Source organism: Vibrio kyushuensis (genome assembly GCF_050337325.1).
In the GTDB taxonomy this organism is placed as follows: domain Bacteria; phylum Pseudomonadota; class Gammaproteobacteria; order Enterobacterales; family Vibrionaceae; genus Vibrio; species Vibrio kyushuensis.
The window spans coordinates 1-20,651 of sequence record NZ_JAKJSV010000012.1; the positions used below are offsets into that span (position 1 = coordinate 1).

At 42.5% G+C, this 20,651-nt stretch carries 19 protein-coding genes and 1 tRNA gene; 9 read left to right on the top strand and 11 right to left on the bottom strand.

Annotated elements, in window-relative coordinates:
• The first annotated feature begins 87 nt into the window (after positions 1–87).
• Positions 88–172: transfer RNA gene (locus tag L4D20_RS21025), tRNA-Tyr, on the top strand.
• Positions 173–366: 194 nt separating this feature from the next.
• Here the strand turns inward: L4D20_RS21025 and treC are convergent.
• From treC to gmhB, 5 genes are all read right to left on the bottom strand, one after another.
• Complete coding sequence (treC, locus tag L4D20_RS21030) at positions 367–2,052, bottom strand: alpha,alpha-phosphotrehalase (protein ID WP_428803554.1); 1,686 nt, start codon at positions 2,050–2,052, stop codon at positions 367–369.
• 96 nt (positions 2,053–2,148) lie between these two features.
• Positions 2,149–3,573, bottom strand: coding sequence for a PTS trehalose transporter subunit IIBC (gene treB, locus L4D20_RS21035; RefSeq protein WP_428803555.1), 1,425 nt, complete (start codon positions 3,571–3,573; stop codon positions 2,149–2,151).
• Positions 3,574–3,751: 178 nt separating this feature from the next.
• On the bottom strand, positions 3,752–4,699 hold the full coding sequence (gene treR / locus L4D20_RS21040) for a trehalose operon repressor TreR (protein ID WP_428803556.1): 948 nt from the start codon (positions 4,697–4,699) through the stop codon (positions 3,752–3,754).
• 137 nt (positions 4,700–4,836) lie between these two features.
• Positions 4,837–5,184, bottom strand: a complete 348-nt coding sequence (locus L4D20_RS21045; protein WP_428803557.1) for an MliC family protein — start codon at positions 5,182–5,184, stop codon at positions 4,837–4,839.
• Positions 5,185–5,268: 84 nt separating this feature from the next.
• Positions 5,269–5,820, bottom strand: a complete 552-nt coding sequence (gene gmhB / locus L4D20_RS21050) for a D-glycero-beta-D-manno-heptose 1,7-bisphosphate 7-phosphatase (protein WP_428803558.1) — start codon at positions 5,818–5,820, stop codon at positions 5,269–5,271.
• 214 nt (positions 5,821–6,034) lie between these two features.
• Here gmhB and metN point away from each other — a divergent pair, with 214 nt between their 5' ends.
• Genes metN through L4D20_RS21065 form a run of 3 tightly spaced genes read left to right on the top strand, consistent with a single transcriptional unit; the run spans position 6,035 to position 8,591 of the window.
• A complete protein-coding gene (gene metN, locus L4D20_RS21055; protein ID WP_428803559.1) occupies positions 6,035–7,069 on the top strand; it encodes a methionine ABC transporter ATP-binding protein MetN in 1,035 nt (344 codons plus the stop codon).
• Complete coding sequence (locus L4D20_RS21060) at positions 7,059–7,736, top strand: methionine ABC transporter permease (protein ID WP_428803560.1); 678 nt, start codon at positions 7,059–7,061, stop codon at positions 7,734–7,736. Before metN ends, L4D20_RS21060 begins: the two co-directional genes overlap by 11 nt.
• Before the next feature lie 45 nt (positions 7,737–7,781).
• Complete coding sequence (locus tag L4D20_RS21065) at positions 7,782–8,591, top strand: MetQ/NlpA family lipoprotein (protein WP_428803561.1); 810 nt, start codon at positions 7,782–7,784, stop codon at positions 8,589–8,591.
• A gap of 160 nt (positions 8,592–8,751) precedes the next feature.
• Here L4D20_RS21065 and L4D20_RS21070 read toward each other — a convergent pair whose 3' ends face one another.
• Positions 8,752–9,540 carry a Zn-ribbon-containing protein gene (locus tag L4D20_RS21070; RefSeq protein ID WP_428803562.1) on the bottom strand — a complete coding sequence of 263 codons (789 nt, stop codon included), beginning with the start codon at positions 9,538–9,540 and terminating at the stop codon, positions 8,752–8,754.
• A gap of 21 nt (positions 9,541–9,561) precedes the next feature.
• Positions 9,562–10,107, bottom strand: coding sequence for a SecY-interacting protein (gene syd / locus L4D20_RS21075; RefSeq protein ID WP_428803563.1), 546 nt, complete (start codon positions 10,105–10,107; stop codon positions 9,562–9,564).
• A gap of 113 nt (positions 10,108–10,220) precedes the next feature.
• Between syd and queF the strand changes: the two genes are divergently transcribed.
• The 5 genes from queF to xni all read left to right on the top strand — a co-directional run bounded on the left by queF (position 10,221) and on the right by xni (position 17,526).
• Positions 10,221–11,066 (top strand): NADPH-dependent 7-cyano-7-deazaguanine reductase QueF, encoded by an 846-nt coding sequence (gene queF / locus L4D20_RS21080; RefSeq protein WP_428803564.1) that lies wholly within the window; start codon positions 10,221–10,223, stop codon positions 11,064–11,066.
• 22 nt (positions 11,067–11,088) lie between these two features.
• Positions 11,089–13,347 carry a tetratricopeptide repeat protein gene (locus tag L4D20_RS21085; RefSeq protein WP_428803565.1) on the top strand — a complete coding sequence of 753 codons (2,259 nt, stop codon included), beginning with the start codon at positions 11,089–11,091 and terminating at the stop codon, positions 13,345–13,347.
• A gap of 116 nt (positions 13,348–13,463) precedes the next feature.
• The gene (locus L4D20_RS21090; protein ID WP_428803566.1) at positions 13,464–15,029 is read left to right on the top strand and encodes a GGDEF domain-containing protein; all 1,566 of its coding nucleotides are present in this window, start codon (positions 13,464–13,466) and stop codon (positions 15,027–15,029) included.
• A gap of 263 nt (positions 15,030–15,292) precedes the next feature.
• On the top strand, positions 15,293–16,669 hold the full coding sequence (gene ppnN, locus L4D20_RS21095) for a nucleotide 5'-monophosphate nucleosidase PpnN (RefSeq protein WP_428803567.1): 1,377 nt from the start codon (positions 15,293–15,295) through the stop codon (positions 16,667–16,669).
• Positions 16,670–16,755: 86 nt separating this feature from the next.
• On the top strand, positions 16,756–17,526 hold the full coding sequence (gene xni / locus L4D20_RS21100; protein WP_428803568.1) for a flap endonuclease Xni: 771 nt from the start codon (positions 16,756–16,758) through the stop codon (positions 17,524–17,526).
• 102 nt (positions 17,527–17,628) lie between these two features.
• Here xni and rlmM read toward each other — a convergent pair whose 3' ends face one another.
• Genes rlmM through L4D20_RS21120 form a run of 4 tightly spaced genes read right to left on the bottom strand, consistent with a single transcriptional unit; the run spans position 17,629 to position 20,644 of the window.
• Positions 17,629–18,720, bottom strand: coding sequence for a 23S rRNA (cytidine(2498)-2'-O)-methyltransferase RlmM (gene rlmM, locus L4D20_RS21105; protein ID WP_428803569.1), 1,092 nt, complete (start codon positions 18,718–18,720; stop codon positions 17,629–17,631).
• Complete coding sequence (locus L4D20_RS21110; RefSeq protein ID WP_428803570.1) at positions 18,717–19,115, bottom strand: DUF423 domain-containing protein; 399 nt, start codon at positions 19,113–19,115, stop codon at positions 18,717–18,719. Before L4D20_RS21110 ends, rlmM begins: the two co-directional genes overlap by 4 nt.
• Positions 19,105–19,743, bottom strand: coding sequence for an alpha/beta fold hydrolase (locus tag L4D20_RS21115; protein WP_428803571.1), 639 nt, complete (start codon positions 19,741–19,743; stop codon positions 19,105–19,107). The genes L4D20_RS21110 and L4D20_RS21115 overlap by 11 nt, the downstream gene beginning before the upstream one ends.
• Positions 19,736–20,644 (bottom strand): transcriptional regulator GcvA, encoded by a 909-nt coding sequence (locus tag L4D20_RS21120; protein WP_428803572.1) that lies wholly within the window; start codon positions 20,642–20,644, stop codon positions 19,736–19,738. Before L4D20_RS21120 ends, L4D20_RS21115 begins: the two co-directional genes overlap by 8 nt.
• Positions 20,645–20,651 lie beyond the last annotated feature (7 nt).

Below are 20,651 nucleotides of genomic sequence, written 5' to 3' on the forward strand. Positions count from 1 at the left end.
CTCGACGCTTTAATTAGCGGTGAGAACAACTTAGAAAACGTGTTGGGAAAACATTCTGAGTTTTGCTTGTGAAAGCATAAAACCCCTGGGGGGGTTCCCGAGTGGCCAAAGGGAGCAGACTGTAAATCTGCCGGCTCCGCCTTCGATGGTTCGAATCCGTCCCCCCCCACCATATTTCGAAAGCCAGCTCATTGAGCTGGCTTTTTTGCATTTGGAATACCCTAACCCCAGTGCCTTTGGTTTTAAAAGATATCAAAAGGCACTTATTCCGTTAAAAATTATCAGATGTAAAAAAGACCTCGACAGAGCGAGGTCTAAAAATTGAACCACTTGAAAGCACCTAGTTAGGGGGTTTTAACCAACGTACTATGACTCAATTAAGATAATCTTGGTTTCATAAGGCTTTAACACCTGATGGCGAGACACTACCTGCCCTTCAATACTTTGGTAATTACCAAGTAAGTAACGCGCCTTTTTAGCATCAACTTCATCAGGCAGTACGCACTCAACTTCAGCCCCATAGTAGTTATTCAAACAGATCAGCGTCTGAGTCTCACTTTTCCTTTGATAAGCAAATATAGCGTCATGCTCTGGCAACAGATCAAGATAGTTGCCCGTAGTAATAACGTCGATCTCTTTACGCAGTTGAATCAGTTTTTGATAGAAATAGAACACGGAGTTGGGATCATCTACTGCTTGATTAGCATTAATTTCAGTATAATTTTCAGCAACGTCAAGCCACGGCATTCCTTTCGAAAATCCAGAAAACTCCAAACTATCCCATTGCATAGGTGTTCGAGAGTTATCACGAGATTTTTTCGCCAAAATAGCCATCACCTCTTCGTGACTCACACCTTGTTGGTTAACCATGATGTCGTACATATTGGTACTTTCGACATCTTGATACTGAGATATCTCTGTATAACCAGGATTGGTCATTCCTATCTCTTCACCTTGATATATGTACGGTGTCCCCTGCATCATGTGAACGGAAGCTGCGAGCATTTTGGCGGATTCTACGCGATATTGGGTATCGTTACCTAGACGGCTAACAACCCGAGGCTGATCGTGATTACACCAAAAGAGTGCTCCCCACCCTTTACCATTTAACCCTACCTGCCAATGATTAAATATTTGTTTTAGCTGCAAGAAATCAAATGGCGCGTTGGTCCACTTCTCACCATTTTTGTAATCCGCTTTTAGATGATGAAAGTTAAACACCATTGAAAGCTCTTTACCATCACTTGAAGAGTACTGCTGACAGTGGTCTAGTGTAGTTGATGACATCTCACCAACGGTGACACTGCCATATTTGTTAAATACCGCTTCGCTAATTTCTTGTAGATACTCATGTACCCGCGGACCATCAGTATAGAAACGGCGACCGTCACCAATGTCATCGCTCGCGTAGTCTTGTTGCTTTGATATTAGGTTGATCACATCTAATCGGAATCCATCAACCCCCTTCTCAGCCCAAAAACTGATCACCTGTTTTACTTCTTCACGAACCTTGGGGTTTTCCCAATTGAGATCCGCCTGTTCTTTAGCAAACAAATGCAAGTAATATTGGTTGGTTTTCGTATCTAACTCCCAAGCATTGCCACCAAACTTGGATTGCCAGTTATTGGGAATATCGCCATTGACCGGATCTTTCCAAATATAGTAATCACGGTATGGGCTATTTACATCACCAAGTGCCGATTGAAACCAATGATGAGCAGTAGACGTGTGATTAACCACGATATCCATAATAATACGAATATTGCGTTGTTTGGCTTGCTTTAGTAATTCATCAAAGTCATCCATCGTGCCGAAATCAGGATTCACTCTGTAATAATCAGCAATATCGTAACCGTTGTCGATCATGGGTGATTCGTAGATAGGCGTAATCCAAATTGCATCAACCCCAAGTAACTTCAGGTAATCTAATTTAGAGATAATCCCTTGAATGTCGCCAGTACCTTTATTCCCACTATCACAAAAACTTTTTGGGTAGATTTGATAGATAGTTGCCTTCTTCCACCAGTTTTTATCCACGTTTATCATTGTCATCAACGATCTCACTTACCAAAGAAAAATTGAGAGGGAGTGGCAAAACGCCACTCCAAATTGAATTATTGAAAATTGAGTAGCTATAAAAGTTATCAATTAAGCACTGACTGGCTCAAGTTCACCTTTAAGCTGCGCTCGCTTGTAAAAGAACAGAGTCAAAGCTGCAGGAACAAGAATCGCAACTAACATCGCAATTGAGTAGATCCCCCAGTACTGCGGTTGAATCGACAAGATCCCCGGTAGGCCACCTACTCCGATACCATTTGCCATAACCCCCGCACTACCACAAATCGCCGCAGCTAGTGCACTACCCACCATGGCGCTCAGCATTGGAAACTTATACTTCAAGTTAATGCCGTACATAGCAGGCTCTGTGACACCAAGATAAGCCGAAATTGCAGCCGGAACGGATATATCACGCTCTCCATGTTTTTTGCTGATAATGATAATGCCAACAACAGCAGAGGCTTGAGCGATATTTGACAATGCAATCAACGGCCAAATAGGAGTGCCACCAAGCTCTTGCATTAACTGTAAATCAACCGCATTGGTTGTGTGGTGAATACCAGTAATGACAAGTGGTGCGTAGAGGAATGCAAAGATCATCGAACCAATCACAGCAAAGTCACCCGTCATTGCTACTTTGGCAGCAAACGCGACACCATTGCCAAGAATGCGACCAAAAGGACCGATCAATGCGTGCGCAAGAACTACAGAAACGATGATGGATACAAACGGAACAACCACAAGATAAAGATACGACGGTACAATACGTTTAAGATTTGTTTCAATGAACGCCAAAGCGACACCCGCTAGCATGGCTGGAATAACCTGAGCCTGATATCCAACTTTCTCAATCACAAATAGGCCGAAGTCCCAAACTTCTGGCACCTCTTTGCCGATTAAATAGGCATTCATCAGTTGAGGCGAAACTAAGGTCACACCTAAGGTAATACCTAGAATTGGCGTACCACCAAGTTTTTTTACTGTCGCCCAACAAACACCAACAGGTAGGAAGAAGAAAATAGCTTCGCCAATCAGCCATAAGAAGGAGTGCACTGTTGCCCAAAATTGACTAATTTCAGTAAGAGACTGGCCTTCAAACATCTTGATGTCGCCAATCACATTTCGGAAACCAAGAATAAGACCACCAGTAATGATGGCTGGCAATAGTGGAACAAAGATTTCAGCTAGGTGAGAGATCCCACGCTCTAGGATGTTCATGTTCTGGCGAGCAGCAAGCTTTGAATCATCTTTAGTTGATTCTGATTTACCTGAAAGTTCAATCAGGATGGCATACACGTCATCGACTTCAGTACCAATAACCACTTGAAACTGACCCGCGTTGGTAAAGCAGCCTTTAACCACACTTAATGATTCTAGTGCTTTCTCATCCGCTTTGTCAGTGTCGTTCAGCACAAAACGAAGTCGTGTTAAGCAGTGGCTAACACTGGCGATGTTATCGCTGCCACCAACTAGTTCTATAAGACGCGCAACGTCTTGTCTCGCTATCTTGCTCATATCCTTGTCCACCCTATTGGAGTCTCACTCGAGTCTTTTCTATGTTTCACCTTGAAATGGGAACATTCCCACAACTTAGTAAGCATACTGACAGACTCCATCACAAATCAAAATGGGAACAGTCCCATAAATTGAGTGTGATCACAGTATAATTTTAATTCAAATATAAATTAGTGACTTAAGAAATGATCGGGTTCTGGGTGATATGTACCAGATCAGAATTGCCATTTACATGGGAGATCAACAACTTAGCGGCTTGTTGTCCTGCAAGTGTATAACCCGGATCAATACTGTGCACTTTAGGGAAAAGAAAAGAGAGTAGTTCGTTGCCTCCGACACCTGTCACTATAACATCTTCACGACCAAGTTCTTGCAGCTTTTTAATCACCCCAAGCGCGAGCGTATCACTAGCGCACACAACGGCTTGGGTCGAGCTGGTCAGCACCTTCTCCACCAATTGATAAGCACTTTCGTGATGAAGCTGCCCTGTTTGATAGACGGGAGTAACTTGGTGCTCATGACACCAAGACAGATAGGAGTCTAAGCGCAACTTACCTGTAGTTTTATCGCTAGGATCAACCCCAATAAAGGCGATCTCTTGTAAGTTAAGATCGGATAAATACTGCAATGCATGGTGTATAACGCCATGATTATCATAATTAATAGATGACGTTACTTCAGTATCCATGGCAATGACAACTGACTTCCCCTGCCACAACTCTAGCTTTTCAGTGTCCAAATCAGTAAAACCAAAAACAATCACACCATCCACATTACGCTTTTTCAGGACATCAAGGTGCTCATTCGTTTTGAGCCTGTCAAACTGGCTCTCCATGATCACGGCATCATAACCTGCGGCATATAGCGTATTTAGCATGCTTCCCACCGCTTTATTCTCTGAAGGAGAGTCCAAACGAGAGATAATCACACCAACGACCTTCTGACTTCCTCCCCGCATTGATTGCGCAGATTTAGACGGAATATAGCCAGACTCTTGGATGACTTGTTCAACCTTTGCACGTGTGGCTGGTTTTACTTTTGGATCGTTCGTCAACACGCGTGATACGGTAGATTTACCAACGCCAGAAAGCTTTGCGATGTCATGAATCGTGAGTTTTTTGCTCATACTTCTCGGGGAATTTCATCAAAAGGAGTGTCTATCGGCAAACCATAAGATTGCCAACATTATGAAGTAACCTAACTGCCTGCGTACATCAAAGGCTGTGTTTCAGTTATGTACTCAACAGACTAATTACTATTAATTTATTGTGTTTTACAGTTTTTGTAAACGTGCTGGTTGAGCTCTAAGCGAGCTTCTTCGCCTTTTGTGCGCAACGTTACAGGGTTTTCAACCTCAGCTGTACCATCGTTAAGAATATATCGAGTACCCGATCCTGAACGAATCTGGATAAGTGCATACTCTTTCTCAGCAACACGCAACACCGCAATTTCACTATCTGGAATATACGCAACGTCGAAGCTTTTATCTGACTCACAGTTATAGGTATGGAATAAACTCTCATTTACTTTCATCCCATCAACAGAAGAGGATTGAGAGCAGCCAAGTAAACTAAGAACACATGCTATTAGGATCAACAATCGTTTCTGCATAATGACCTCCTAATTTTATCTCATCTTAACTTTTTTATTCGTCCTCATATGTACAACAAATAAAAAAGGCCGCTAGGCGACCTCTTAATTCGATAGATAGGCAGGAACATCTCTTATGCTATCGAGCACAGTGGTCGCTAACGATTCACCTTTGTCCGTTACTGGTTTACCCGTACGAACCAAAATTTTAGTACCAACACCTGCCGCCTCTGCGGCCATCATGTCTTCAGCTTTATCGCCAACCATGACTGATTTAGCCATGTCGATTTTGAGAAAATCACGTGCTGAAATAAACATGCCCGGTTTTGGCTTTCGGCATTCACACTCTTCTTTATACTTACCAACACCATGTTCAGCATGATGAGGGCAATAATAAAAACCATCAAAATCAACACCATGATCGACAAAGTTCCAATCCATCCACTGAGTTAGTGACAAAAAACGGTCTTCATCAAACATGCCACGTGCAATACCTGACTGGTTGGTGACTAATACAAGCATATACCCCATATCCTGAAGTTGCTTAGTCGCTTCAAACACGCCTTCAACAAACTCAAAGGAATGTTCGTCATGGACATAACCATGGTCAACGTTAATCACGCCATCTCGGTCTAAAAACACTGCTGGTTTGGCCAAAATTCATACTCAATTTACTTAATATTGTCAGGAATTATCGCACGCTTTATTTCTTTCATCACTATCTAATTACTTTTGATACTAGCACAAACGAACGTTTAGACGTCTAGACGTAAAAATATCTATTGACACAAATAAGCGAACACCATAGCATCCTCTACTAAATGAGATACAGTTCAAAATATTATTCTGTTGTCCCTGCACAGGAAAGAAAATGATTGAGATAAATCAAGTAAACAAGATTTTTTACCAAGGCACAAAAGAGATTGTGGCAGTAAAAGACATCAACCTTCACATCAAGCAAGGCACCATTTTTGGTGTGATTGGCTCATCAGGTGCAGGGAAAAGCACCCTGATTCGCTGTGTGAACATGCTGTCAGCGCCAACCACTGGCTCTATCGTTGTAGATGGCGTGGACTTAACCAAGCTAAGCAAATCAGAACTAAGTGAAGCTCGCCGTAATATAGGTATGATCTTCCAACACTTTAACTTGCTCTCGTCACGTACCGTATTCGACAACATCGCTTTACCTTTAGAGTTAGCAGGTAAAAGTAAAGAGCACATCGAAGGAAAAATTTCTGAACTGTTAAAGCTTGTTGGCCTATCAGATAAGCGGGACACCTACCCGGCTAACCTAAGCGGTGGTCAGAAGCAACGTGTTGCTATTGCCCGAGCATTAGCATCTGACCCGAAGGTTCTACTGTGTGACGAGGCAACAAGTGCGCTCGATCCTGCAACGACTCAATCTATTTTAGAGCTACTGCGTGAAATCAACAGCAAACTTAGCATTACTATCTTGCTGATTACGCACGAGATGGATGTGGTGAAAGGCATCTGTCACGAAGTAGCGATTATTGGTGATGGTGAGTTGGTTGAGAAAGGCACGGTTGGTGAGATTTTCGCTCACCCTAAGACAGAGCTAGCACACGAATTCATTCGCTCGACGCTCGATCTTACTATTCCAGAAGATTACCAAGTTCGCCTACAAGAGACACGTGTTGAGGGTAGCTACCCATTAGTACGTTTAGAGTTTACCGGTGAAACAGTTGATGCGCCTTTAGTATCGCAAATCGCTCGTAAATTTAATATCGATGTGAGCATTCTCAGCTCAGATTTAGATTACGCTGGCGGCGTTAAGTTCGGCATGATGGTCGCTGAGCTTTTTGGTAATGAACAAGACGATAATGCCGCAATTGAATTTTTGCGTGAGAACAAAGTAAAAGTAGAGGTACTTGGTTATGTCCTTTAACAGTTTGATGGATTGGCTTAGCCTAAATGGAGACCTGTTACTAGGTGCTACATGGGAAACAATCTACATGGTTGGCGTTGCAGGTATCGTCGGTTTTGGCGTTGGTATCCCGCTTGGTGTGATTCTACACACAACCAAAAAAGGCGGCTTACTAGAGAACACCAAATTCAATGCAGTACTAGGCGCTATTGTTAATATCGGTCGCTCAGTCCCTTTCTTAGTTCTGATGGTCGCGATTATTCCTGTAACTAAACTGTTAGTGGGTACATTCATCGGAACGACTGCTGCAATTGTTCCACTAACGATTGGTGCAATTCCATTTGTTGCGCGCTTGATTGAAGGTGCTCTATTGGAAGTACCGACAGGTCTTGTCGAAGCAGCACAATCAATGGGTGCGACACCAACACAAATTATTACTAAAGTACTACTGCCTGAAGCTCTGCCTACCATCATCAACGCTGTAACGATTACGTTGGTGACATTAGTGAGCTACTCAGCAATGGCCGGCACTGTTGGCGGAGGCGGCTTAGGTGATGTCGCAATTCGATACGGTTTCCACCGATATGATGTTGTCATCATGGGTGTAACGGTCGTTATGCTAATTGTACTGGTACAAATTATTCAATCGATTGGTGACGCTATTGTTCGCCGTGTCGATCACCGTTAAAGCAGCTAATTACACAATATTCATTTTTTGATAAAGGAGATAATCATGAAATTTAGCCTTAAAGGTTTACTAACCATCGCAGCAGCAGCGTCTGCACTTGTTCTAGCTGGTTGCGGCGACAAAGCTGAAGACAGCAGCAAAATCAAAGTTGGTGTTATGGCTGGCGCTGAAGCACAAGTTGCTGAAGTTGCAGCAAAAATTGCTAAAGAGCAATACGGCCTAGATGTTGAGCTAGTCACTTTCACAGATTATGTTACTCCAAATGCAGCACTAGACGATGGTTCTATCGATCTTAACGCATTCCAACATAAGCCATACCTTGATCAACAAGTGATTGACCGTGGTTACAAAATCACAATCGCAGGCAACACATTCGTATACCCAATCGCGGGTTACTCAAAAGAAGTCGACTCTGTTGACCAAATCGAAGATGGCGCTCGCATTGCCGTTCCAAACGATCCAACAAACCTAGGTCGTTCACTGCTTCTTCTTGAGCAACAAGGTCTAATTACTCTACGCGAAGGCGCTGGTCTACTAGCAACGGTTCGCGATATCGTAACAAACCCTAAGAACATCACGATTGTTGAACTAGATGCTGCGCAACTTCCTCGCTCTCTAGATGACGTTGCTCTGTCTATCATCAACACGACTTACGCAAGCTCTATCAACCTAACACCACAAAACGATGGTATCTTCGTTGAAGACAAAGACTCTCCATACGTAAACCTAATCGTTTCTCGTGAAGACAATCTTGATGCTGAAAACGTACAGAACTTCGTTAAAGCGTACCAAACTGAAGAAGTTTACAATGCTGCTTCTGAAATCTTCCAAGGTGGTGTGGTTAAAGGTTGGTAATCAGCCCTTAGCTTCTTGAAGTAAAGTTATGCCGTAATGTCATAACAACTTGAACCATTAAAAAAGCCGATATTGTCCACTAGCTATAGTGAGAAAATATCGGCTTTTTTCTTTCTACACGAAGCCTTATTTTACAAAGGCTATCCATAATTAAAGACAGTTACGAATGGTACGTTTTAATCTGATCCCACGAGATGTTAGATACAATACGACAGTCATCGCACTTAAAGTGGAACATGTCGTGTGCAGGTTCTTCGAGTAACCACTCACCACCACACTTAGGACACTTACGCTGTTTTTCATCCGCCAAGCTTTTACCACCAACACGGTATTGGTAATAGTAGGTAGGTACTTTGGTTAGAAACTCAATTCGGCCTCTTAGATCCCACCCACGACGAAACAGCAAACTATCCACATCACAAATCTCTTTCTGTGTCGCGTATTCAGCTTTGCAGCTCCCCGCCATTTGAATTTCATCACACGCTTGCCACTCAGTTTGCCACTTGATCAGCGCTTTATGATCGCCATTAAACGTAGGCGGATTACGATAGAGCGGAATTGGCAATAAGGTTTCGCCACTACGGAGCGGAGAGCAAGTATGAACAAAAGTGGTGTAAAGGATCTGCCAACTAGGCGTCTCTTCTTCCGCAGTCTCTTCAGAGTTTAAGTCTCTTCCAAGTAATCGCATTTTAGGAGCTAGCAAACTCGCTTCAGATAAGCGGTCAAAACAGACTTTAACAAAATCGGAGTGATGCTTTGGGTGTAAGCTATCTTGCTCTGGGCAAACAACACGGACAAAAAACTCGCCCTCGCCCATCACTATTGGAAATTCACGGCCAAGCGCTTGGCCGTTATACCTTAATGCATCCATTAAACCATTAATGGCTTTATCAACAGCACTAACGGTTGTGTTATCAAAACACTCAAATTGCAGTTCAACTACGTACATGTTCTTCTTCTCGAATATTGGCTAAACAGCAGGCTCTAAGTTAGTTAGAAACTCTTGAAGATCTTGCGCCAATACATCTCGCTTATCGGTACCAAGCCGCTCTAAAAGTACATTACCAGACAAATTACAGATAGAAATAACATCTAGCTCAGCGTCAGTTGCTGCAATAAATACCGTTGGTTTCAATTTCAATCGTCGCTGCGTAACCAAGTGACCGAGGATATTCTCTTGTAGAAGCACAAAATCATCATCACTCCAAACCTGCAGCAGTGTTAATTCATTACCTTCCCATTTAGCATTCATATCTGCGCTATATTGAGCTCCATAGAATGCTTTAATATCATCATGTAATGTCAGCTCAATCCCATTCTCAACATTAGTGAAATCGGCATATTTTTCACGTGGATACGCTTTCCATAGCACGCTATCTTTCTGCTTTTCTTCTACACATGGCGACACTAACTCAACTAGGTCTTCATTTTTAGGAAGCGAGTTATGTGCTAATTGATATGCATCTAAATACCTTTGGCTAAATGTGAAAAGCGCTTGAGAGGTACGAGAAGTCATGAATATCTCCAAAATATCGGTAAGGAAAGCCTGCGAAGTGCTATTTCATTTAATGACAGTTCGCTAGGGATTGCGTAAAATTCTCGCCATTCTAATCTAATTTAAGACAAAGTATGAGCAAATATTCTGATGCCAAAGAGCTTGCAGGGCTGACATTAGGCCAAAAGACGCAATACACCAATCAATATGATGCAAGCCTACTTCAGCCAGTGCCACGTAGTTTGAATCGAGATGATTTGAACCTTGGTGATAGCCTTCCTTTTTTAGGCTGCGATATTTGGACTATGTACGAATTGTCTTGGCTAAATAGTAATGGTCTGCCACAGGTCGCGGTGGGTGAAATAGCAATCCCAGCAACCAGTGCTAACCTTATCGAATCTAAGTCTTTTAAGCTTTATCTCAATAGCTACAATCAAACTAAATTCAGTAACTGGGAAGAAGTTTCTGAACGATTACGTACAGACCTTTCGGCCTGTGCGGGTGAGTCAGTGGCATTGAATATTTACCCTGTTACCGATTACACAGACCAACCGATTGTCTCCATGCAAGGTGATTGTATTGATAACCAAGAGATTGAAATCAATAGTTACGATTTTGATGAGACACTGCTAGAGAATTCAATCAGCGAAGAAGTTGTCGATGAAACGCTACACAGCCATTTATTGAAGTCTAACTGCTTAATTACCAACCAACCAGATTGGGGCAGTGTAGAGATTCAATATCAAGGTCAAAAAATTAATCGTGAAGCTCTGTTACGATACATCGTCTCTTTTCGTGAGCATAATGAGTTTCACGAACAGTGCGTTGAACGTATCTATACTGACATCATGAAATATTGTCAGCCAACCAAGCTGACGGTATACGCTCGTTATACTCGCCGCGGCGGCTTAGATATTAATCCATATCGCTCATCGGAAAATGCGAAGCCTGCTCATAATAAACGAATGGCTCGTCAATAAGGAATTACTTAGGATGCTATCAATGCGCTGGAAGCGAGTTCTATGCTTAATGGTTTGTTTGTTTTCAACTTTCGTCAATGCGAGTGTTTACTCTTCTGCCACACTGAATGAAGCAAATAATTTATTAGGCATAGTGCCAGCGCAGTCAAAAGCGCTTACGCTCAATTACCTCACTCAGCGTAAGCTTATGACAGATCAAAATGAAAGTCCGTCGGCAATGAATCGTGATGAAAGTGACAGTACGGTTCGTACCCCAACAAGCACCATTGACGCATTAACAATTCTTGCTCAGGCGGAATACAACCTCGGTAATATCACCGCTGCAAATGTGCGTTTAGCCGAAGCAGAGCAACTAGCGACTCAGTATCGTCTCCACTATTTGAAGTTAAGCATTAAGATCCTAAATAGCCGCCTATCGTGGCTTCAAACGCGTAACTCTCAACAAACAAATCAAGATATTGAAGATATACAACTGAAGTACAGTGCAATTAAGCACGCTGACCAATTTGCCCGTGTTATCTACTATAAAATCTTCATGCTAAAAGCGGAAGTCGCCTCATACGATGGACATATAGAGTTAGCCAATCAATACTTTGCTAAAGTAAAGCCTTACGTTGACTCATTAAAATCCAAATCTACCTATATCAATTATCACATTGCTGTTGGCCAGCACTATCTAAATCATAAACTCTATAACCGCGCGCTCTCACAGTTGCTAATAGGGTACTGGCAAGCCATCGAAGATAACTCAAGTGGTCAATTGGCGGCAGTTAATCGACTGCTAGCTCAGCTTTTCTATGAGAGAAAAGTCTTTGATATCGCTCTTCGACACCTATCTCAGGCTGCTGATTTTTACGATAATTATCAAAGTTCAATCGTACTTGCTGATGTCCTTAAACAAATGGGCGATATTTACTTCCAGCAGTCAAAATATAACTTAGCACTTGTCCATTACTTCAACGTTATCGATCATGAACGTAAGATCAACAAGATTGAAAACGTCATTGATATACGTTTGTCTTTGGCGGCAACATATCTTCAGCTTTATAACTTTTCACTCACCGAACAGTATTTAAACAGAGCAGAGAACTTGTTGGAATACGCGAATATTCCAAGCCTAAAGGCAGAAGCATTGTTATTAAATGCAGGTCTGGCCCATCACAAGAAAGAGCCCGTCTTAGTATACGCTTACGCCAATGAAGCACTTGAGTTAGGTATTGAGTTAAAAGATCTCAGTATTCAAACACAAGCCTACCAACTACTTTATTTAGGTTTCGAACAGAAAGGGAATTTAGCTAAAGCGCTAGAGAATCTAAAACAGTTCAATTCATTATCTCGTATTCAGCAGCAGTCTCTAAACCTGATCAACGAAGAAGCCTTTCGTCAGCAAAAAGAGTTTGTAGAGCAAACTTTGCACCTTGCTGGTCAGAAAGAGGAACTCAAAGAGACTCACGACAAATTTATCAAATCACGTCGTATTTCTTGGGCTTTGTTTGCTCTCGGTGTATTGGTATTCATTGTTCTGCTTCGTCGTGGCTACGTGATTCAGCGCCTGAACTTAGACAATACCGCACTTAATGACGCACTGTTTACCCATTCTCGTTCAACGCTACCCAACTTACGCATGCTAAATGATAAGTTACCTACGTCTCTCGCGCATAGCCGTCATCAATTTGAACAGTGGCAACTGGGTGAATTGATTAATGAACCTTTAAATGATCGTCTAAAGTTCGTGCTCATTGATCTTCCATTTTTAAGAAACATGTACTTGCAGCATGGATATGAAGATGGCCTAAAGTTAGAGGCTTCGTTTGGTGAGTTCCTAAAATCAAAAGTTGTCGCTCCTGCTCGAATCTATCACTTCTCTGACGCCAACCTTCTCTACATCGAGCCACAAGGAGAAGATAATAAAGATCCTGAACAGATATTTAATAAAATACAGGAATGGGTGAAAGAATTTGAATCTGAGCAAGAGATGATGAGAATAGTAAGAGTCGGAATTGCTGATTACCCATTTTTACCACGTGCTTATACTGCTATTAGTGACAAAGAGTTGATTGATATATTACTTATGTCGACCAGTGTTGCTCGAACATTAAGTATGAAAGAACATTCAAGCCAATGGGTCTATTTAAAGGCTATTGAAAATGCACCAGCTGCGAGCCTTGCAACTGGAAATATAAGAAAAGCATGTAAACATTCAATCAATCAAGGCTTAATAAAAGTGCATTCTTCTTACAAGAATGAGGACAGCATCAAAAAACTATTAAAAGATGGATAAATCCTGTCCATTCAGACCTTAGATTCAGTGACGTAATGATTTATTTTGTTATTATCGATGAATTAGTTAATAAGATCATATTTGATCTTTTTATAATCGACGTATAGTTAAGTTGCATGGGCGTTCTCGAACAAGATTTAGAATTAGAGCTTTTAAAGCTAAAAAGCGAACTCGAGCAAGTTCGTTTGACACAACGAGATTCATCGTTCAAATTTAAACGAGAACAAAACGTTCTTAAGCGTATTGTTGCATCTCTCAGTTATGCTTGTGGTGAAGAAAATTCAAAACTAAGCGCCAACTTAGCTGATTTGCGTCATGCGCTTGAGCAACATAAAGATATCAGCACTCTAATACCTCGCCTCGCCGTATTAGAAAGAATGCTGAAACAACAGACGTTGACTATGGAAAAAAAGACTGTTCAGCTAGATTCACAAGTCAAGCACAGCGGTGAGACACTCCTGCGTGTAACTGGGCTACCGCCTAGGCTTAAGCGTGACTTAAGAGATCTCCTTAGTTACTCTGGCGCTCAACACACTAAAGATTCTACCCACGCTCTACAGCTTCTCGCTATCTATGAACGTTCGATTAAAATCATCACCTCCAATCCCGACACTGCATTATCTGAGATAAACAACGCCGCAGATAAAGAATTACTGTCACGCCTATCGGACGAACTTCAGCATTTAATTACTGAATTGGATTTTGAAGGCGAATCTGGTGACCTACTGATTGATATCAGAGCAAAGTTATTACTTGGCGTTTCCACACAGTCTTTGCTTGAGCTAACCCTACAGGTTCTAAAACTGGTTATCGATGGGACCAATTTTGAACGTAAAACCTCGGAACAATTTCTTGAGCAAGTAAACTCTTCACTCGCTACCACACTAAAAAGCTCAGGTCAGAGCGTGGATCAAAGCCAAAGCTACTTTGAGCAGCGACAAAGCATGAACAAAGAGCTTGATGCATTGGTCGTTAAGTCTAAGTCAACGATGACAACGTCCACTGATATTACTGAACTAAAACAAGAGATGAATCCTCTGTTAGTTCAACTCGCCTCTCTTTCTGAAAGATTGAATCATGCAGAGCAAAGAGAGCAAGCCCTTATCGAGCGGATGGGTTACGGAAAACAGCAATTAGAAGCCTTGTTTGATTTAACTCAGGATCATCGCCGCCGCCTTGAAGATCAAGCTAAGCGCATGTTGCTTGACCCTCTAACCAAAGTGTATAACCGTACGGCCTTTAATGACCGAATGGAATTAGAGTATCGCCGCTGGATTAGAGCGCAACACAATCTGCGAGTCGTTCTTCTCGATATTGATAAGTTCAAAGCGATTAACGATAGTTTTGGCTATGTCGCGGGTGATAAAGCGCTAAAAATTATTGCTCGTACTATTTCGAAAGAAATCTCTGATACTGACACCGTCGCAAGGTATGCTGGTGAAGAGTTTATTTTACTGCTTCCGGAGCGTGAAGATAACGAGTGCTACAAAATCGTCCAAACAATTCAAAGGCAAGTGAGTAAGCTGCCGTTTAAATTCAAAGATAAGAGCATCTCTATTACGCTATCCGCCACTAGCACACTGTTTAAAGAAGCCGACACCCCAGAAGAAGTATTAGAACGTATCAACCGAAACCTTCTCGAAGCCAAAAATTTAGGAACTAATCAAATAGTCTGGAAGTAACCCCAAGTTTATCTACTATCTTCAAATGGCTATCTTTTTCTCTAATCAATTATATTTTGCACTTTCAGTAAGCTTTAACTCGCTCACACTCCTCACCCTTTTTAATCTCCATTTGTAACTTTGTAGCACGAATTTTATTGATTTAATGTTTTCAAATAGTTACATAAAGAATTTCTTTGCTAAGATAATAAATACACCTTACGTTTTTCATCTGGTGTGTTTGTTTCTCTAGCTATTAATTTCCCCAATAATAGGAGGCGACTATGATCACTCATATTAGCCCTGCAGGCAGCATGGATCTGCTTTCTCAACTTGAAGTTGAGCGCCTTAAAAAAACAGCATCGAGCGATCTTTATCAGCTATATCGAAATTGTACATTAGCGGTTCTGAACTCTGGTAGCCACACTGATAACTCCAAAGAATTATTAGAAAAATACAAGTCATTTGATGTCAACGTGGTCCGCCGTGAACGAGGAATTAAGCTTGAATTAAACGATGCTCCTGATCACGCCTTTGTCGATGGCAACATTATTAAAGGCATTCAAGAACACCTATTTTCGGTTTTGCGCGACATTGTGTACGTCAACATGCACCTTGCTGATAACCAACGACTCAACCTCACTAACCCGGCACATATTACCAACCTCGTGTTTGGTATTTTGCGTAACGCAGGGGCACTAACACCAGGTATTGAGCCGAACCTTGTCGTTTGCTGGGGTGGACACTCGATTAACCCCACTGAATATCAATACACAAGAGAGGTCGGCCACGAGCTTGGACTTCGTGAACTGAATATTTGTACCGGCTGTGGACCCGGTGCGATGGAAGGCCCAATGAAAGGGGCTGCTATTGGGCATGCAAAACAGCGTTATGAAGAACGTCGTTACTTAGGTTTAACGGAACCATCAATTATTGCAGCTGAGCCGCCAAATCCTATAGTGAATGAACTGATCATCATGCCAGACATTGAAAAACGTCTCGAAGCATTTGTTCGTATGGCTCACGGTATCATTATTTTCCCTGGGGGACCGGGGACAGCAGAAGAGCTGCTATATATTCTTGGCATAATGATGCACCCAGATAATGCCGATCAGCCACTACCCATTGTTCTTACTGGTTCAAAAGAGAGTGAAAGCTACTTCCGCTCTATTGATAAATTTATCGGTGACACCCTTGGTGAAGACGCACAAAAGCACTATCAAATTGTTATCGATGACCCAGAAAAAGCAGCTCAAATCATCAGCCAAGCTATGCCGGATGTCAGACAGTATAGAAAAGAGACGGGCGATGCTTATAGCTTTAATTGGTCGTTAAAAATTGGGCCCGAGTTTCAGCTCCCTTTTGAGCCGACTCATGAAAGTATGGCTGATTTGGACCTACACCTTGAGCAACCAGCTGAAAACTTGGCAGCTTCGCTTAGACAGGCCTTCTCTGGCATTGTCGCGGGTAATGTTAAAGCAGAAGGAATCCATGAGATTGAACAACATGGACCTTTTACCATTAACGGTGATGCTGCTCTGATGGAGAAGATGGATAAACTACTGAACGATTTCGTCGATCAAAATCGCATGAAATTGCCCGGTGGTAGTGATTACGTTCCGTGCTATCAAATAGCCACAACGGAAAGCAACGATCGATAGTCGTAACGACTGCTCCACCAACGGTGGCAATCTATAATTGATTCATTACAATAAGGGCTGAATAAGCCCTTATTTATTGGAATGTTATGTCTATACACCTTGTGATCATCGATGCGCTCAATCTCATTCGTCGCGTCCACTCTGCTCAGCCTGATCCCGCGGATATCACAAGAACGATAGAAACCACCAGCCGAACGCTAAAACGCATCATTAAAGAGTCTGAGCCCACTCACATTATTGCCGTCTTTGATCATCACCTGCAAGATCGAGGTTGGCGAGCAGAAGTGCTCCCTAAATACAAAGAAAATCGCAAACCAATGCCTGAACCGCTAATGCATGGTTTGGATAAGATTCAACAAGCTTGGTGGAATTTAGGGATTGATTCACTGCTCTCTGACGGTGACGAAGCCGATGACTTAGTGGCCACGTTGGCGGTAAAAGTCGCAAAACACGGTGAAAAAGTAACGATCATCTCGACAGATAAAGGTTACTGCCAACTGCTTTCTCCTACCCTACAAATTAGAGATTATTTCCAACACCGTTGGTTAGATGCGCCATTCATTGAACAAGAATTTGGTGTGAAGCCAAGTCAACTGTCAGATTTCTGGGGGTTAACCGGCATCAGTTCGAGTCAAGTCCCCGGCATTCCGGGGGTTGGGCCTAAGGCTGCCAAAGAGATTCTTAATTTATATCCAGATATTGAAAGTGCCTTCATTGCTGATGATCTTGTTCCTAAATATCGTAAGAAATTTGATGAACACATTGAATCGGCGCGTACGTGTAAGATTGTTTGTGCGCTTAAAACAGATATAGAGCTAGGATTTAACCTGCAAGATTTACGCTTTACCGAGCAATAATCTCTCTAGCAAACCGCTATTCCGATTTAAAGACAGATACAAAAAATCCCACTATCCTCGCCATCAGCGAACATACGTGGGATTTCAATATATCAGGTGTGCTTAGTGCGCTGAAATATTCGATAAACATTGAACATGAACAGTGATCTCTTCACGGTCATGATACAAGTGCTTCGCTTGCAGCTTAAACTTCACATTGTTCTCTTCTAAGAACTGCTTCAAGTTTTCGATATCTTGAAGAACCTCATCATAGCGGCCTTTCATCGGCAGCTTAAGGTTAAAGATCGCCTCTTTAGCCCAACCACTGATGATCCACTCACCCATCAATTGAGCAACGCGAGATGGCTTCTCAATCATGTCGCAAATAAGCCAAGTGACGTTCTTACGATCCGGTTCAAATTTAAACCCATCCTCTTGATGGTGCTTAACCTGACCCGTTTCCATTAAGCTGTCTGCCATCATGCCGTTATCAACCGCATGAACAAACATCGAACGTTTCACTAACTGATACGTCCAACCGCCGGGACAAGCACCTAAATCAACGCCCCACATACCTGATGCTAAACGCTCATCCCACTCATCACGAGGAATGAAGACATGAAATGCTTCTTCCAGTTTGAGAGTTGAACGGCTTGGCGCATCTGATGGGAATTTTAAACGCGGGATACCCATAAAGAATTTTGAGTTGTTATTAGGATAAGAGAAACCCACATAACAGTGGCCCGGAGCTACGAAACAGACATGCAGCACAGGCTTTTTCGGGCTATCTTTGCTAAACAGTAAGTCTTTACCACGCATCGCTTGACGCATCGGTACGGTAAACTTACGACAAAACTTGAGCAGCTCTTTCGCTTCGTTGGTATCTGGTGTTTCGATACGAATATCGCCACAACGAGGAAAACCGTCCACTTCACTCAATTGTTGTAAAATGGGTGAGATACGATCTTCTGATGGTAGTTCGCTTACTTCCACAGCAACTGCAAACATTTGACGAGCAAAAATAAGCGATTGAAAATCAACAGCTTTAATCAATTTGGCTGCATCACCTTCTTGGTAGCACTCAAACAGCACATAACCGGTATTTTTCTTTACACGAGGGAAGCCAAACACCTCTAAGTGATTCGCTTTATCTTGAATTTCACCTGCGCACTCTTTTTCAAAACCAGAGCGGCAATAGAGCATGACGTGTTTCACTTGTTAACCTCTTTTAACTGTAGTGCTGCGGCAGTAAACAATCCCCACCCAAAAATAAAGAGTAGACCACCAAACGGAGTGATAGGTCCGAACCATTTAATTCCGGTCAGAGCGAGTGCATAAAGGCTGCCACTAAAACAAAGGATGCCGATGATAAAGCAAATCGCGGCAAGGAAAAAATACTTTCGTGCTTTTGAGTCAATATTTATCCGAATTAAAATAGCGCATAACGCAATCGCGATGGTATGAATAAACTGATACTGCACACCCGTTTCGAATGCGCTTAGTAACTGAGGCGATAACATGGCCTTTAAACCATGCGCTGCAAATGCCCCTAATATAACGGATAGTCCACCAGACAATCCGCAGAACGTAAGTAATGACTTACTTCTCATTGTAAACCTCGAAAATAAAGTCGCTAAGTTTCTCTACGGTTAAGGCAATATTTTGTGCTTCGGTAAAGCCCGAACGTACTCTTGGCTTAAAGCTATGATCACCATCAGGAATAAACTCAACTGTGATACTTTTTGATAGAGCGAACTCGGGGATCTCTTCTCTCTTTCCCATCGTGTCACGCTCTCCTTGTAAAATGAGACACGGCTTATCAAGCGTAGCCAAATGTTCACCTTTGTACTTCTCAGGCTTACCAGGAGGGTGAAATGGGTAGCCCAAGCACGCAACTCCCGCCACCAACTCTTCTTCTGCTAGAAGGCTCGCCATACGTCCTCCCATTGACTTACCACCTATAACAACAGGCTTATCGGCCACATCTTCTATAACCTGCTTGTAGGCTTCCAGAAGCTTTGGCGCTCTATCTGGCGGGCGCTTAGTGCCCTCTTTAGCTCGAATGACCATGTAAGGGAAATTAAAGCGAATAACTTTAATTCCTTTTTTAGCTAAACCAGAGGCGACTTGCTGCATAAACGGATGATCCATGCCAGCCCCGGCACCATGAGCAAAGATAAACAATGGCTGTTCCTTCATTGCATCATCAAGCTGCCCATCGATAATATAGTTACTCATCTAAAAACACCTCTTGTTCACTTTGTGCTTTGGCTAACATCCAATCTCTAAATGTCGCAATTCGTCCCATGTCGGCCTGCTTGTCATGGCATACCACGTAAAACGCATTCTTAGTGACGAACTTCTCGTCAAAAGGTGCTATCAAACGCCCGGCCTCTAGCTCAGGTTGTGCTAGTACGTTATTCCCAAGAGCGATACCTTGCCCGTGCGCAGCCGCTTGTAGCACCATGGTTGAGTGGCTAAAAATAGGGCCATGATTAACATTCACTCCCTCTAACTCGTATTGCTTAGTAAACTGTTTCCAGTCCTTACGAGATGTATCGTGCAATAACGTGTGAGCCTTTAAATCCTCAAGAGTTTCTAATGGCTTATTTCCCAGTAACAATGCTGGAGAGCATAAAGGGACCAAATATTCTTGATACAACTTATCAGCACGTAAACCTGGCCAGTTCCCACGACCATAATAAATCGCAACATCAACATCATCCGTGAGTGAGCCATCATCCATATCCACAGCTTTAATTCTTACGTCAATATCCGGTTGCTGCTGATTGAAATCTGCTAAACGAGGTACGAGCCATTGGATTGCGAAGCTAGGTTGCAAACTGATGGTTAATGCGCCTTTCTCACTTCGCTCTAGAACTTTGTCGGTTGCCTCGGCAAGCGATGAAAAAATATCTTTGATATCGAGAAAATAGCTCTGCCCTTCTTCGGTTAATAGTAACGAACGGTTACGACGACGAAAAAGTTTTAGACTCAAAAATTCTTCTAATGCTTTTATCTGATGGCTGACCGCAGCCTGAGTAACAAATAATTCCTCGGCTGCGCGTGTAAAACTTAGGTGTCGGGCGGCGGCTTCAAACACTTTCAGCGAATTAAGTGGTGGCAATCTTCTAGACATAGGGACA